This window comes from Streptomyces camponoticapitis, from assembly GCF_014646115.1.
Lineage (GTDB): Bacteria > Actinomycetota > Actinomycetes > Streptomycetales > Streptomycetaceae > Streptomyces > Streptomyces camponoticapitis.
Genome location: NZ_BMMV01000047.1, coordinates 1 through 13,757, shown reverse-complemented (window position 1 = coordinate 13,757; position 13,757 = coordinate 1). Strand labels below are relative to the sequence as shown.

The window sequence follows — 13,757 nt, the reverse complement described above, 5'->3', positions numbered from 1 at the left end:
TCGGCCGCCCACGCGATATCCGATGTGAGGATGTCGGCCTTCGACGGCTGGACCACCTTCGCCGCGCCGGGCTCCGGCGCGGGCGCCGCGCCGGCCGGCATCGAGGCCCCGGCTATGAGCGCGGTCTCGACGACCAGGAGCAGCGCGGCCCCGGCCGCGAAACGCGCCCGGCGCCTTGGTGCTTGATGTCTGTGTGAAGACACGGAAGCGTGTGTCCTTCCCTGTAGAGAAATACGACACATGTACGAACGCAGGACACTACTCAGACGAACCAAGGGTGCACAGGCAGTTATCTGCCGTGGCTCATAACTGCCCCAGCAGGCCCGCGAGTTGAAGCGGAACCCTGCCTGCAAACGCGTTAATGATCACACCAGCCGTCCCGCACGCTCAGGCGAAACGCCGCACTGCAGGGCCACGGAGACCGAGCTCCTGCCCGCGCACCAGGACGCCGATCCCGACCGGCCGGAGCCGGACGACGAGCCCCGTACGGCGATCGACCTGTCGGCGGTGCGGGCCCTGAAGCAGTCGCGCACGGACGTGGAGCCTTGGACTTCACCAATGAGCGGCTGCGCCACCTCCAAATGGCGTACGTTTTCGGGCGGGCCCTGGCCGCGCTGGAGGCCGTCGTCGGAGACAACGACGACGCCCTGGCGGTCCTGGCGGGCGGTGCGGGCGAGCGCCCGCTGCCAACCCTGCTGGCCGCGTACGGGCAGCACACGCTCCACCGCATCCTGATCTCCGCATTCGGCATCGACGCCACCACGGACCACGACGAAACCGGCCGTCTGGTCGCGGAGATCAACAGTGATCCGATGGCCCGCATGGTCTTCCTCCTGACCGACGCCCTGCACAATCAGGCCGCTCTCGCCGGCGACGACCCCGCCACCGCCAAGCGGATCGGCGGGTCGATCCTGGGCGCGATCCACGCGTTCACCGACGCTGACAACCACGACGCCCTGACCCTGCTGCGCGCACTTCGCAACGAGGTCCTCCGGGTCGACTGAACCGGACGCCGTCGCTGAAGGCCCGGACGGCGCGCCCCCGGGTCCAACTGAGCTTCTTATAGCCCCGGTCCGCAGGCGTCCGGGCGGCCGGCCGGGGTAGACGGCTGACCGGGCCCGCCCATCGGCACGGCCAAACTCAGGAGAGGACACGATCAGCGTGAGCGACGCCGAGCACCGGAAGCAGACCCCCGACGGAGCGGCCGAACTCCTGGTTCGCTGCCTGGAGAACGAGGGCGTCGAGGTGGTGTTCGGCGTGCCCGGCGAGGAGAACATCCGTTTCACCAACGCCCTCGCCCGCTCGGAGAAGATCCGCTATGTCCTCACCCGGCACGAGCAGGCCGCGTCTTTCATGGCGGAGATGCACGGCCGGCTCACCGGCTCGGCGGGTGTGATGTCCGCGACGCTGGGGCCCGGGGCGATCAACCTGATGCTGGGCGTCGCCGACGCTATGACGAACAGCACGCCCGTTGTCGCGATCACCGCGCAGGTCGGCAAGGAGCGCAACTACAAGGAGTCCCACCAGTTCGTGGACCTGGTGAGCATGTTCGCCCCGGTCACGAAGTGGTCGGCGGAGGTCCCGGCTACCCAGGCCATCCCCGAGATGGTGCGGCGCGCGTTCAAGACCGCGGAGTCCGAGCGGCCCGGCGCCGTCTACCTCGCCGTGCCCGAGGACGTCGACGAGGCGACGGACGGCTCGAACCTGCGCCCGCTGCACAGGAACGTCGTGCAGCCCGAGGCACCGTCCCCGAAGCAGATCAAGCGGGCGGTGGAGCTGCTGCGGGAGGCCCGCCGGCCGGTGATCCTCGCCGGACACGGCGCGGCGCGCGGCGGCGCCGAGGAGTCGCTGGCGGCGTTCGCCACCGCACTCGACGTGTCGACGGCGACCACCTTCCACGGCAAGGGCGTCCTGCCCGACGACCACCCGTGCGCGACCGGCACGTTCGGCTTCATGCGGCGCGACTACACCAACTTCGGGTTCGAGGAGGCCGACGTCGTCATCGCCGTCGGCTACGAGCTGCAGGAGTTCGACCCGTCCCGGATAAACCCGGACGGTGACAAGAAGATCGTCCACATCCACCGCGTCCCGGCGGAGGTGGACGACAGCTACTCGGTCGACGTCGGCATCATCGGCGACATCTCCGCCTCCCTCGACGCCCTCGCCACCGAACTCGACGGCCTGCGCTGGACCATCGACGACGAGGACACCGCGGCCACCCGCACGCTGCTGGCCAAGGAACTCGAGCAGGGCGCCGCGGACGAGCGCTACCCGCTCGCCCCGCAGCGCGTCATCGCCGACACCCGCGCCGCGCTCGGTCGCGACGACATCGTGCTGGTCGACACCGGCGCGCTGAAGATGTGGATGGCCCGGCTCTACCCGACGTACGCGCCGAACACCTGCCTCATCTCCAACGGCTTGTCCACCATGGGCTTCTCGCTGCCCGGCGCGCTCGCGGTTCAGCTCGCCAGGCCGCAGACGAAGGTGCTGGCGGCGGTCGGCGACGGCTCGTTCCTCATGCACTCCCAGGAGATCGAGACGGCGGTTCGCGAGAACATCCCGCTGACCGTGCTGATCTGGGAGGACAACGGCTACGGGCTCATCAAGTGGAAGATGGACCTGGAGGTCGGGGGACACTCCAACACCGACTTCGGCAACCCGGACATCGTCCAGTACGCCCGCAGCTTCGGCGCGAAGGGCTACGACATCGAGTCCGCTGGGGACCTGCTGCCGACGCTCCGTGAGGCACTGGCGGACCCGGGCGTGTCGATCATCAACTGCCCGGTGGACTACGCCGAGAACATGAACCTCATCGAGCACCTCGGGCACCTCGACTCGGCGCTCTGACCCGCCCGCGGCGCGGCCCGATCCCCGTACGGGCCGCGCGGCGGCCCTCCCGCGGGGGCGGTGCCCTCGGATCTGCGGCATCGCGTGGCATTTCCGCGGCGCGGGGTAGATGGCCACCGTGAGGTTCGGCCAGTTGAGGAGGGGAACTTTTGTCATGCGTGCTCGGAGTATAGGTGCGGCAGCCGCCGCGGGGTTGGCGCTGGTGGCCGCCCGCGACCTCGTGCAGAAGAAGCACGCGCTGCTGAGGAACTTCCCCCTGGTGGGACACGCCAGGTATGTGCTGGAGACGATCGGCCCCGAGCTACGGCAGTACATCGTGACGTCCAACGACGAGGAGCGTCCCTTCAGCCGTGACCAGCGCAGCTGGATCTACGCGTCGGCGAAGGGGGAGAACAACTACTTCGGGTTCGGCACCGACAACGACATCGAGCACGTGCAGGGTCATGCATACGTGAAGCAGCGTACGTTCGCCGGTGCGCTGCCCGATCTGAGCGACCCGCAGGCGGCGTTGCCCTCGGCCAAGGTGCTCGGCGGACCGCGCGGCCGCGCGAAGGCGTTCCGCCCGGCGAGCGTCATCAACATCTCGGCGATGAGCTTCGGCTCGCTGTCCGGCGCGGCCGTCACGGCGCTCAACAAGGGCGCGGCGCTGGCCGGGACGATGCAGAACACCGGCGAGGGCGGCCTGTCGCCCTACCACCTCAACGGCGGGGACCTCGTCCTCCAGATCGGTACGTCGTACTTCGGCTGCCGCAACGAGGACGGGACGTTCAACCTCGACAAGCTCAAGTCCATGGTCGCGGGCGTGCCTGTCAAGGCGATCGAGATCAAGCTCTCGCAGGGCGCGAAGCCGGGGCTCGGCGGCATGCTGCCGGGCGCAAAGGTGACCGACGAGATTGCCGGGATCCGCGACATTCCCGCAGGCAAGGACTGCGCTTCGCCGTCGCGGCACACCGCGTTCCACGACGTGGACTCGATGCTCGACTTCGTGGAACTGTTGGCCACGGAGACCGGATTGCCTGTCGGGATCAAGAGCGCCATCGGGGAGATGGACTTCTGGGAGGAACTCGCCACCCTGATGGAGCGGGGCGAGCGAGGGGTCGACTTCGTGACCGTCGACGGTGGCGAGGGCGGCACCGGGGCGGCTCCCCTGATCTTCGCCGACTCGGTGTCCTTGCCGTTCCGCGTGGGCTTCTCCCGCGTCTACGGCGTGTTCGCCGAGCGGGGCCTGACCGACGACATCACCTTCATCGGCTCCGGCAAGCTCGGCCTGCCCGAGAACGCCGTCGTCGCGTTCGCCCTCGGCGTCGACATGATCAACGTGGGCCGTGAGGCGATGCTGTCCATCGGCTGCATCCAGGCCCAGAAGTGCCACACCGACAAGTGCCCCACCGGCATCGCCACCCAGGACCCGTGGCTGACGCGCGGCATCGACGCGCCCTCGAAGGGCATCCGGGCCGCGATGTACCTGCGCACCCTGCGCAGGGAGTTGCTGAAGGTCTCGGGCGCCGTCGGTGTCCCCCACCCGTCGCTCATCACCCCCACCGACATAGACATCCTGAACGGCGACTACGACGCCCGCAGCCTGGGGAGTGTGTACGGCTACAAGGATGGCTGGGGCTCGCTCGGCCCGGAGCTCGCCCATGAGATCGCCGAACTGCTCACCATCTGAGCCAGCTACTCGGCCACCTGTCTTCAACCGTCATGCCCTGCGCAGCACGCCCACCGAGTGGACGGTGGTGCGCATCGCGGTGCGCACCGGATGGACTCGGTGCGCACCGGGTGCGGAGTGCACCGAGTGCGCGAGCACCAGGTGCTCATCGCACATCGCCTCCAGGGTGTCGGCGGTGTCCGGGTTCCCGGGGTCCGGGATCACGTTCACGGTGAACCGGATGATGCTGCGGGCGATGCCCGGCACCGCCGTGACAGGGGAGTCCCGCGCCCAGTCCCGCACCACGGACAGCAGCGCGCACCCGACCTCGTCCAGCGCGAAGGAGTCCGCGGACAGCTCTGCCTCCCCGTCCACGGCCGTGGCGGGCCCGACGATGTCCTCGGCAAGCCGCAGCAGGACGAACGCCAGCTCCGGGTCCGCTTCCGCCCGCCCGGCGACAGCAGCACCGCCACCCATCTGCAGCGCCAGCAGGTAGTCGAAGCCGAGCTCCACCTGCTCGGGCGTCAGCGGGGTCCGGGGCGGGATCAGGTACGGCATGGAGGTCTCCTCAGACGGGTGGCGCCGCGCTGATCGCGACGACTCCCCGCAGCCTCGGTCGGTCACCCTGTGGACAGAGACCAGAGATCTCTCCCTGCCGTCCGGGGTGGCCGGCCCGACCACGAACCCGACCGCCGAAGCCCACGGCAGCCAGATCCCTGACCGAACTCCGCGACAGTTGGAGGGAGTCGGCGACCGGGGCGTACGGCGCCGACGTCGTCTCCCGGCTCGCGGTCCGGGCGAGGGCGGCTGCCGCGGCGGTGTGGGCCCGGGTGCGGCCGGTGGTCGACATCATGCTGGCCGCCGTCGACACCGTCGCCGTGGTGTACGTGATGCGCGGCGCGTTCAAGCGCCACCACCTGCTCGCCGAAGCCCGACGGCACCTCTCCTACGTCCTGCGCGGCCGACCCCACCAGCCCGGCCTGGACGAACAGATCGTGCAGGCGGTCGTCGACTACTACACCCGACCTGTCGGGCGGGGCCGGATGATGACCGCCGACCTGCGCGCCCTGTACCCGCGCGACACCGAGGACCAGGCCGTGCTGCGCCCGCTGACACGTAAGCGCACCGCGCCCCCGTACGAGCGGGCCCGTCTCGCCGCCGGCGCCCTGGCTGCCCGGGTCAACGCATCGCGGCGCGCGCAGCGCCTGGGCTCGCGCTCCCGGCCGTACGCCGTCGCGGTGCCCGCCGCCTCGAGGTCGCACCCGCGGCCGTTCCGCACCGGCCGGAAAGACGGCCGCCTCCTGGAGCCGGAGGCCGGCGTCGACGACGACACGGTGGAGCAGTCCCGCCGGACCTTCGGGGCCGCCGCGAAGGTGGCCGCCACGCTCCAGGACAGCAAGCGGACACGCGAAGCCGCCCACGGCCTGCGTCCGCAGCCCGCCCCGGCGCCGGGGCCCCAGCAGCCCGGCATCCAGCACGCGCCGGGCCGGACCACAGGAGGAGTCGTGTGAGCACCCCGGAAGAACAGCCCGACCATGAAGAGGTCCGCGCCCGCGCCCGCGCTGCCCGCGCGGAGATGGCCGCCGTGCTCGACGAGGACCAGGAGTCCGAGCTTGGTGAACCCCTGGGGTGGCAGCCGGTCTGGAAGCGGCCCCGGACGCCGAAGTCAAAGGCGGACAAGAAGAAGGAGCTGCGCAAGCAGCGGCGGCGGCTCCAGGACGCCGGGAAACGCCGCTTCGCCGCCGGGCAGTCGCGCCGGCCCCGCTCCCGGCAGAACCGGATCGGCAACGCGGCCGCGCGCCGGGACGCCCGCGCCCTGTCCCGGGTGCGGCACTCCAACGCCTGGCTGTGGTGACGATGCCGGGCATCGTCCACCGAGTGGACTCCACCCGATGGACGCCCCTCGGTGCGCACCGCGATGTTCGCCACCCCACCCGGTGCGCACCATCCGACGATGTCCGGCAAGCATGCGCCGCACCCGATGTCCCGCACCGTCGGTCCGCCCCCTTGTCCAGGTTTCGGCGGGCGCACGTCCTTCCGGTACCAGGTTCGCTACCGGGACGTTTTCCCTTGTCAGCGCTGGTCTGGGCTGGCGATCAGGTCGCGGACAAGGGGGTGTGTGATATAGGAGGCCGCTCTGCCGTGGCGCGCGCTCGGTGCGGTGTCTCGGGGCCTGTGGTGCGTACGCGATGGACGGTGTGGTGCGCCGGTGCGCGCACCACCGATGCCGTCACCGCACCTGGTGCGCACCGGCCGGTACGGGGTGCGCATCGAGGGCCTGGCCCACACCGACGGCCTCCAGTTGGCGCAGGGTGTCGGCGACGTCCTCGTGGTCCTCGGTGAGGAACTGCGCGGCGAAGTCGATGACCGCGCGGGCGATGCCCTGTGCCGCGTCCGGCCCGGATCGCGCCCAGATCCGGAGCGAGGTCACGAAGACGCGGCCGAGGGCCTCCAGTGCGAAGGTGTCCTCGCACGGCTCGCCCGCGTCCGCGCCGGGCAGCGCGGTGACCGGGACGACGATCCGGGTGGCGACGTCGGCGAGCAGGTCGGGCATCCGCGGTTCGGCGCCGGCGAACTCGCGGGCCGCGTCGACGTCGTCGGCCTGGACGGCGCGGAGGTAGTTGAAGGCGCTGATGGCCGCGTGGGGGGTCATCGGGGCGAGCGGCGTGGTGTCGGGCATGGTGGGCTCCTGAACTCGGGCCGCCCCGCTGGTCGCGGCGGCCTCGAAGCCACCTTCGAACTCGGGCTCTGTGGACAGAGTCAGGCCGCTGACGGGGGAGAACTCTCCCCTCCCGGTGGATCACGATGCGGTCACGGCGGAGGGGTTTCTGCAAGATCGGCGTCACACGGGAGCCGGAAACCGCACCTGTAGTAGGTGAACGGCGGGACAGGCCCGCCCCACCCCCAGGAGCACCCTGTGGCGAGCACCGACGGCCCCGAGCAGCCCCTTGACTACACTGAAGGGGCCCCCTCCGCGGGCCCCTCCATCACCCCCTCCGCGCCCCGACGCCAGAAGCCGGGCGTTTCCGCAGGTCAGGCCCGCCGAACAGGGGGCCGCCGCAGGTCCGACAACCAGCATGTAGATGTAGCAAGGCAACCCAAGCACCGGAGTACTTCGACCGAGCCTCGACGCCGAGAACTCCTACAAGTACTGGGAATCTTCCAGAGGGCTACGCCCGATCAGCTGTGGAAGCTGACCCGCCCCGACAACCAGCACGACAAGCTCGTACGGGACACCCTCCTGGATCTGGAGGAGCACCAGCTGGTGAGGATCGAGTTGGTACGGGAGGACCAGCGGCAGGTGTGGGTGCTGACCAGGCGCGGACACGGCGAGTCGAAGAAGCTGCTGGAGCCGAAGGGCATACGGGTCTCGGCACTGCGCGAAGAGAAGTACGACCCGGTGACCGGGAAGCTGCTCGGGGCCAGCTATGACGACCACGCCGCGGCGGTCACCTCGACGGCCGCCGAACTCCACCGCGCCGGGATCGGTCACCGGCTTGGTTTCCAGACGGAGATCGGGCACCGGCTCGGCAACGGCTTCGTACAGCGGACGGACCTGGTGGTGCGGGCGCCGGAGGCCGGGGTGCCGGCGATGCTGCTGGAGATCGACCGTCGCAGCGAGGACGCGCACGACCTGGTGGTCAAGCTGCGCCGGTACTGGGAGTGGGGCCGGCTGCTGCCGAAGGGAGCGGACAAGCGCACCGTGGACCTGGCGCGCTCTCGTCCGGACGCGATCGAGCACGTCGACCACGAGAAGCGGCTGTGGCGCCGGGTCTACCCGCCGACCGACTGGGAGGGCCTGGCCCCGGTGGCGTTCGTGTTCGCGGACACCACCGAGGCGAAGGTCACCAACACGGTCGCCGTGCTGGAGGAGGCCGCCCGCGACTACTGGGCGCCGCGCCGTACGACACCTACCACCGGGGGATCACGGCGAAGGACTACGGCCAGGCGGTGCCCGTCGTCGTCACCACCCTGGAGCAGCTGACGGAGCACGGCGCGGACGCGGCGGTGTGGCGGCGGCTGGGACGCACGGGCGAGCAGAAGCTGACGGCCGCGCTCGACAACCCCGACGGCGACGTCCTCTACCGCGACCAGGCCGCCCGCGCCGACGCGGCAGAGGAGCGGCGCCGCGCCGCCGCGCGGGAGGCGCAGCGCCCCGTGTGCAAGCGGTGCGGGCAGAAGTTCACCGACCAGCGCTGGGAGGAGACCACCGCCCGCGGCGGCCCCTGGACGGCCGGGGACGCATCCGTGTGCGGCACCTGCCGTGCCGACGATGTCGCCCGGAAGGAAGCCGCCTCCGAAGCCGCCCGCCTCCAGGCCACAGCCTCGCCCGAGCCGGAGGACGACCAGGAGCCGGACAAGGGCCGCGGCTGGTTCCGCCGGCGGCCCTGACCCGCCCGATCTTCGTCCCCGTCTTCACGAAAGGGGCTTCGCACTGAAAGACGCCAACAACGACAGTCCTCTCGCCTACGCCTCGGGGCGACGGCAAGAAGTGGGTCTACGGCGGAACGTTCGGCTTCGGCTCCCGCAACGTCGCCTACTTCCGCACCCAGGCACAGGCATAGTCACCCCGGCACCGCAGTAGTGGCGGCAGACGCCTGACCGACTGCCAGCTTCCTGCCGCCCGCCCCGAGAAGGCGCCCCCGCCCCCCACGGCGAGGCCGCCTTCGACGGTTTCGACCTTGGGGACCAACGGGATAGTGGTTAGCGGTAGCGGGCCTTCCGTTTAGGGCCTGGTGGTTCTGACACTTCGGGCCGCCGGGAGTGAACCGGGCGCTAGTTACGGCCGCCCGGAGCGTATCCCTGCAGGAAAGCGGGCGCGACCATGCGCTGCCGCTCCAGCAGTTGAGGAAGCTCGCGGGCGAGGTCCGGGTGGCTCTTGGCCCAGTCCGGGGCGTGCGCCACGAACTCACGGCTGTTGAAGACGCTGTAGCGGTTGATGTCCGCGACGCGCAGCCGCGAGGCGTCCTGGGGGTCACGGGAGATGATCACGGCGAGGCTGCTGCCCAGCGGCAAAGTCAGGCGCCGGAAGTTTTGGAATCCGATCCCGACGCCGTGGTCAAAGAAGCCGGGCGGCACGTCCTCCGGCGGAGGGCCCACCACGCCGGAGAAGCAGACGGGGTTGTCGCCGACCAGGAGCCCGCCTTTGCGGGGGCGGTAGCAGGACCAGTGCATGTCGCTGGACAGCAGAGTGGAGACCAGGTGGTTCCACTGATCCTTGTAGTACGCGTCGTCGTCGTGGCGGAGCCGCCACGGATCGATCACGCGCATCGATATAGACCTCATCATGCTGGTCTGGACCTCTTCGTCGGATAGCCCGCTGTCTTCGACCCCGCTCGCCTTGCCCGTCACGTGCATCAGAAAGCGGCTGCGCTGCCACTGGAGGGCCAAGAGCCAAGCCAGGGCACTGCGGGCGTGGGCAGGTACAGCGCGCTCCCGTCCCTGTACCAGCTCCCTGACGACGGTGGCGGCCTCGTTCTCGATCTTCTCCATGGCCGCCTCCATCGATACGTGGTCGGGTTCGTGTCCCGGCCGGTAGATCGAGTGGCCGAAGTTGCGGTGGCCCAGGTCGCGGACGGCCGAGCCGAATCGCCGCTCGCTCATCACCTGGTGAGCGACCAGTTTGCCCTTGGGGCCAGCGAAGTGATGGAGCAGGAACTGGGGAATGAAGTGATGCTTCTTGGCGTGCTGCGGCATGGGGCGACTGTAGTGAGGTCGGACATGTCGCCGCCCGGTATTACCGGCCCTCGGGGCCAGCGGACGGCTCGTGGCTGATTCGCGAGAGAGACGGAAAGCGGACGGGATGCTACCGCTATCCAGGTGCGACTATCCGCACCTGTGCGACGCATGCAAATGCCAGGCAGTCACGGCCGACGAACACGCACGCGAACAGCAGTCGACGGCGGCAGCGGCGGCCGAAGAGGCCCGCGACCTGGAGGGGTTCCACCGGAAGGCGGACGAGAAAGCCGAAGCCGAACGGAAGGCACGCCGGTTCCCGTTCCCCGTCCGTCCGCGCATCCTGGGCATGTCATCACCGGCTGGCCGCAAAGCGCTCATCACCATCGTTGCCCGTCTCGACCGCCAGATTGACGGCGAGACAGTCATCGGTGTCGCAGACCACGGCCACTCCTGTAGGCATCCGTTCTCCTCCCCAACTCAGCAGCCGCAGCGGTGACTTCAGCCTGCGGTCTGCCTTCCGATCGTGCCCAACCCTGACCATCCTGTGGCAGCGGCATGCCCGGGCACAGAGAATCCGCAGCACTCACAGGACAAGGCCGGTGGCTTCCCCGCACGTGAGGCGCGCGTGCAGCCCCCTTGACGCTGATCAGCCGACGGGCGGATCGTGGCCGTCCCGCGTCACGCTCCACCCCGAGAGAGGGCCTGTATGTCGTTCACCTGGCGCTCCGTGGTGCGCCTTGACGGTTCCTTCTGCCGGTTCGGCAACGTCGACGGCAGCCTCGACAACGTCAGCGACGAAGAACTGGCCCGGCTGCAGTCCGTCGGCCGGGACCAAGCCGAGGCGCCGGATCGGCCCTGTTCTCGCTGCGGCGGTGACCTTCTGCTGCGCTGGCACGGGGCGTCGATGACCGGCGTCTGGATGGAGCTCTGTCCGGCCTGCGACGCTCGTCGTCCCGCCGGACGCGCGTTCATCCAGTGGTACCGCGACCAGGACCGAGAACCGAAGGCACTGCCCCAGTTGTTCGAGGACTGGGAGACCGAGACCATGCACGCTCACGGCTGGGCCCGCGCCCCGCAGCCCGAAGCGACACCCGGCCCAACCGCCCACCCCAGCCTCGTACCGCGCGGACAAGGCTGAGACCGGGGCGCCGGCGTCACACGAACTGTGTGCGCTGCCTCGATCCGCCAGGAGAGCTAACGACGTGGCGGGGCCAGGCCTGCCATTGGGCATCGCCCACAGCGACAACAGGTGCCACACATTCACAGGCTCCGGCACAGGATCGAGGCTGCTCGGAACCATGCTTTGTCAGTGGCGAGTTCTACGCTTATGAGTTCTGCTGCACCGAGCAAGGAGCGGGTCCATGGCCATCGACTTTGTTGCCCTACATGAGCCGCTTGTGGAGTGGGTCCACGAACAGACGGTCGCAGACTCGGCGGAGTACGTGACGATCACCGCCTTCGGCGAACAGCATGGTCTCGACGAACGACAGTCCTTCCGCCTCTTGCTGACATGCAAGGACTGGGGCCTGCTGAGCGATCGTTGGGCCACGATGGGTGATCCAGCGGCCAACCTGACGCCACGGGGGCTGCAGTGGGTGCAGGAACGCCAGCGGCGGCGTGCTGACCCCCGAGCGCGCAGTGCCGCTGCACGCAAGGGCCTGCTGACCTGGTTGTGGGAGCAGAAGAACGATGGCGTGGGCTACCCCAACATGGAGAGCGTCCTCCAGTCCCCGCACTCGCTCTTTGAGGGTGCCCGACTGACACCGGAGGAGATCGACCGTGCTGGCGCCTACCTGCTCGCCAAGGAACTGATCACAGGAACCAAGACTGGGCAGACCGAGGGGCCCGTACGGGCCGAGATCACTGCAGAAGGGCAGGACTGCGTGGAACACTTCGAAGGCGACGTGAGCGCGTACGAGCGTCGGAACAGCAGCGGCAATACGACGTTCCACATCAGGGAGAACACGGGCAACATCGCTGCTAACAGCCGTGAGTTCACCATGAACGCCACGACGAACAGAGACGGGATCGACGCCGCGGCGGTTGTCATGCTCGCCCGCGCTCTGCGTCAGGCGGCGCCTGCCCTGGAGCTGCCGGAAGACGACGCTCTCGAGTTCACCCAGCTCGCCACACGTCTCGAAACCGAAGCCGCCAACGGATCTCCCGACCCTGGCAAGCTCCAGCGCTGGGGTGGATCCGTCGTTGGCATCCTCAACTCCCCCGTCGTCAGCGGAGCCCTGGGAAGCGTGCTCGCCGCGTACACCGGGACGGTGCTTCCGGGCCTGCCTCCCGCGTGATAGCTCAGAATGACCCACGAGACCGGCTGCAACCCATTCGGCCGCCGTAGCCTCAGGAACAGCCTGAGGCGGTGCGGCTCGTCGGGAGCAGCGGAAGACCTCCGGGCCGCACCGCGCGCCCGAGGAGTTCCCACAGTGTCAGGGCTGCTCCGAACGCTCGCGATGCCCATCTGAATCCTGGAATTGGCTGTCGGTCGCTACACTCGACGTCAGTGACCACTTAGATATCAACTAAATGGTCACTCGGCAGCCGCTCCGCAGAAGCGAGCCCAGCCCGGCTGTCACCAGGCTGGGCTCTGTGTGCGGATTCAGCGGGTGAGTCCGGCCGAGTAGATGGCGGCCGGACTCACATGCTTCCGGTCTTTGTCGAGCGGACTCACTATTCCTCCTTCATCAGCGAGCAAGCTGATCCACACACGTAGTGATCGATACAAGGAGACCGAGTACCGACAGGACCACTTGGATCCGGTCGGCTCGACGACGAAGCCGCTTCGGCCTCTTCGTTGATCGACGTACCACGTTGCGCTCCTCCTGTTGTGCCCCCGGTGCACGAGGCGGCTGCCTCCCCGGTGGGCGGGGTGCACAGCGAACGACCGGCGCTGTGCACCCCGCCCACCGGGGGAGCTGAGGAACGGTCAGAGCCTAGCGCGCGTACGGGACACCGCGCGGGGGCCCACTAATTGGGCGCGGATTAGAGAACGGATTATCGGGATTCTGGTGCACTAAGTCTTCGTAATCTCTTTGGTTTGGGCCTAGTGATTAGGCTCCCGGATCCAGAGAGGCCGTCAGAACGTCACACAGCGATTCTGGGCCGTCGTGGGAAGTGTGACCCAGATCACCATCCCGTTATTGTTGGAACAGAGCCGTGGGCCGTACGAAGCAATCACGGACCCTGGGATGCGACGCCGCCGATTTCGGTCAGGAGAAGGCCCGTTCGGCTGCGGCTGACCACACAGCGGCGGGGCCGGACAGGACCGTCCTGCCCGGCCCCGCTGCTCGTTCCCGGCTGCTCACCGGCTGAGGCGGATGCGCGGCCCCCGCGCGAACTCGAGGTCGTCCAGGAAGACGGTCCTCTCCTCCTTCTCCCACAGCCCGCGCAGGAGCATCGGAACGGCCTCCATCCGCTCCAGGATGACCAGGCTCTCGGGCTGTCCGACCAGCGCGTACCGGCCGTGCGAGGCGTGCCTCTGCCCGGCCCGCACCAGCGCAGCATCTTCTTCAGAGGGCGTTTCGTCCCGTTGTTTCATCCCGGATTGCTGGGTTGTGCATGGTTCATGCGTCGCGCC

Annotated in this window: 13 protein-coding genes and 2 pseudogenes; 10 read left to right on the top strand and 5 right to left on the bottom strand. The window is 69.1% G+C overall.

Going from position 1 to position 13,757, the window contains the following annotated elements; all coding sequences use genetic code 11:
* Window positions 1-203 (bottom strand): annotated as a pseudogene (locus IEY79_RS36630) (hypothetical protein); the annotation flags it as partial.
* Between the two features lie 342 nt (window positions 204-545).
* Between IEY79_RS36630 and IEY79_RS36625 the strand changes: the two are divergent.
* The 3 genes from IEY79_RS36625 to IEY79_RS36615 all read left to right on the top strand — a co-directional run bounded on the left by IEY79_RS36625 (window position 546) and on the right by IEY79_RS36615 (window position 4,516).
* Window positions 546-1,004 (top strand): hypothetical protein, encoded by a 459-nt coding sequence (locus IEY79_RS36625; protein ID WP_229701443.1) that lies wholly within the window; start codon window positions 546-548, stop codon window positions 1,002-1,004.
* 157 nt (window positions 1,005-1,161) lie between these two features.
* A complete protein-coding gene (locus tag IEY79_RS36620) occupies window positions 1,162-2,847 on the top strand; it encodes an acetolactate synthase large subunit (protein ID WP_189111988.1) in 1,686 nt (561 codons plus the stop codon).
* Window positions 2,848-3,001: 154 nt separating this feature from the next.
* Window positions 3,002-4,516: an FMN-binding glutamate synthase family protein gene (locus IEY79_RS36615; RefSeq protein WP_189111987.1), complete on the top strand. Its 1,515-nt coding sequence runs from the start codon at window positions 3,002-3,004 to the stop codon at window positions 4,514-4,516.
* 30 nt (window positions 4,517-4,546) lie between these two features.
* Here the strand turns inward: IEY79_RS36615 and IEY79_RS36610 are convergent, their stop codons facing one another.
* Window positions 4,547-5,053 carry a hypothetical protein gene (locus tag IEY79_RS36610; RefSeq protein ID WP_189111986.1) on the bottom strand — a complete coding sequence of 169 codons (507 nt, stop codon included), beginning with the start codon at window positions 5,051-5,053 and terminating at the stop codon, window positions 4,547-4,549.
* Window positions 5,054-5,166: 113 nt separating this feature from the next.
* On the opposite strand from IEY79_RS36610, the pseudogene IEY79_RS36605 reads away from it, so the two are divergent.
* Together IEY79_RS36605 and IEY79_RS36600 are read left to right on the top strand one after the other, a co-directional pair.
* Window positions 5,167-6,006: pseudogene (locus IEY79_RS36605) on the top strand (MobF family relaxase); the annotation flags it as partial.
* Window positions 6,003-6,350, top strand: coding sequence for a hypothetical protein (locus IEY79_RS36600; RefSeq protein ID WP_189111985.1), 348 nt, complete (start codon window positions 6,003-6,005; stop codon window positions 6,348-6,350). The pseudogene IEY79_RS36605 and the gene IEY79_RS36600, both read left to right, overlap by 4 nt.
* Window positions 6,351-6,725: 375 nt before the next feature.
* Here IEY79_RS36600 and IEY79_RS36595 read toward each other — a convergent pair whose 3' ends face one another.
* Window positions 6,726-7,175, bottom strand: a complete 450-nt coding sequence (locus IEY79_RS36595; RefSeq protein WP_189111984.1) for a hypothetical protein — start codon at window positions 7,173-7,175, stop codon at window positions 6,726-6,728.
* 195 nt (window positions 7,176-7,370) lie between these two features.
* Here IEY79_RS36595 and IEY79_RS37900 point away from each other — a divergent pair, with 195 nt between their 5' ends.
* Together IEY79_RS37900 and IEY79_RS37895 are read left to right on the top strand one after the other, a co-directional pair.
* Window positions 7,371-8,480, top strand: coding sequence for a replication-relaxation family protein (locus IEY79_RS37900; RefSeq protein ID WP_308426719.1), 1,110 nt, complete (start codon window positions 7,371-7,373; stop codon window positions 8,478-8,480).
* A complete protein-coding gene (locus IEY79_RS37895; RefSeq protein WP_229701441.1) occupies window positions 8,447-8,887 on the top strand; it encodes a hypothetical protein in 441 nt (146 codons plus the stop codon). Before IEY79_RS37900 ends, IEY79_RS37895 begins: the two co-directional genes overlap by 34 nt.
* A 384-nt stretch (window positions 8,888-9,271) precedes the next feature.
* Here IEY79_RS37895 and IEY79_RS36585 read toward each other — a convergent pair whose 3' ends face one another.
* Window positions 9,272-10,192, bottom strand: coding sequence for a DUF4238 domain-containing protein (locus IEY79_RS36585; RefSeq protein ID WP_189111983.1), 921 nt, complete (start codon window positions 10,190-10,192; stop codon window positions 9,272-9,274).
* A gap of 70 nt (window positions 10,193-10,262) precedes the next feature.
* Here IEY79_RS36585 and IEY79_RS37890 point away from each other — a divergent pair, with 70 nt between their 5' ends.
* The 3 genes from IEY79_RS37890 to IEY79_RS36575 all read left to right on the top strand — a co-directional run bounded on the left by IEY79_RS37890 (window position 10,263) and on the right by IEY79_RS36575 (window position 12,471).
* On the top strand, window positions 10,263-10,670 hold the full coding sequence (locus IEY79_RS37890; RefSeq protein ID WP_229701440.1) for a hypothetical protein: 408 nt from the start codon (window positions 10,263-10,265) through the stop codon (window positions 10,668-10,670).
* A gap of 210 nt (window positions 10,671-10,880) precedes the next feature.
* On the top strand, window positions 10,881-11,312 hold the full coding sequence (locus tag IEY79_RS36580; RefSeq protein WP_189111982.1) for a DUF6300 family protein: 432 nt from the start codon (window positions 10,881-10,883) through the stop codon (window positions 11,310-11,312).
* Between the two features lie 223 nt (window positions 11,313-11,535).
* Entirely contained in the window at window positions 11,536-12,471 is a 936-nt protein-coding gene (locus IEY79_RS36575; RefSeq protein ID WP_189111981.1) for a protease-associated domain-containing protein, read from the top strand.
* Window positions 12,472-13,481: 1,010 nt separating this feature from the next.
* On the opposite strand, the gene IEY79_RS36570 is transcribed toward IEY79_RS36575, so the two are convergent.
* Window positions 13,482-13,673 (bottom strand): hypothetical protein, encoded by a 192-nt coding sequence (locus IEY79_RS36570; protein ID WP_189111980.1) that lies wholly within the window; start codon window positions 13,671-13,673, stop codon window positions 13,482-13,484.
* Window positions 13,674-13,757 lie beyond the last annotated feature (84 nt).

What these genes read in the sequence shown, in the direction of transcription:
- IEY79_RS36585 (WP_189111983.1), bottom strand. Translation starts at nt 10,192, where the DNA reads ATGCCGCAGCACGCCAAGAAGCATCACTTCATTCCCCAGTTCCTGCTC.
- IEY79_RS36580 (WP_189111982.1), top strand. Translation starts at nt 10,881, where the DNA reads ATGTCGTTCACCTGGCGCTCCGTGGTGCGCCTTGACGGTTCCTTCTGC.
- IEY79_RS36595 (WP_189111984.1), bottom strand. Translation starts at nt 7,175, where the DNA reads ATGCCCGACACCACGCCGCTCGCCCCGATGACCCCCCACGCGGCCATC.
- IEY79_RS36615 (WP_189111987.1), top strand. Translation starts at nt 3,002, where the DNA reads ATGCGTGCTCGGAGTATAGGTGCGGCAGCCGCCGCGGGGTTGGCGCTG.
- IEY79_RS36575 (WP_189111981.1), top strand. Translation starts at nt 11,536, where the DNA reads ATGGCCATCGACTTTGTTGCCCTACATGAGCCGCTTGTGGAGTGGGTC.
- IEY79_RS36610 (WP_189111986.1), bottom strand. Translation starts at nt 5,053, where the DNA reads ATGCCGTACCTGATCCCGCCCCGGACCCCGCTGACGCCCGAGCAGGTG.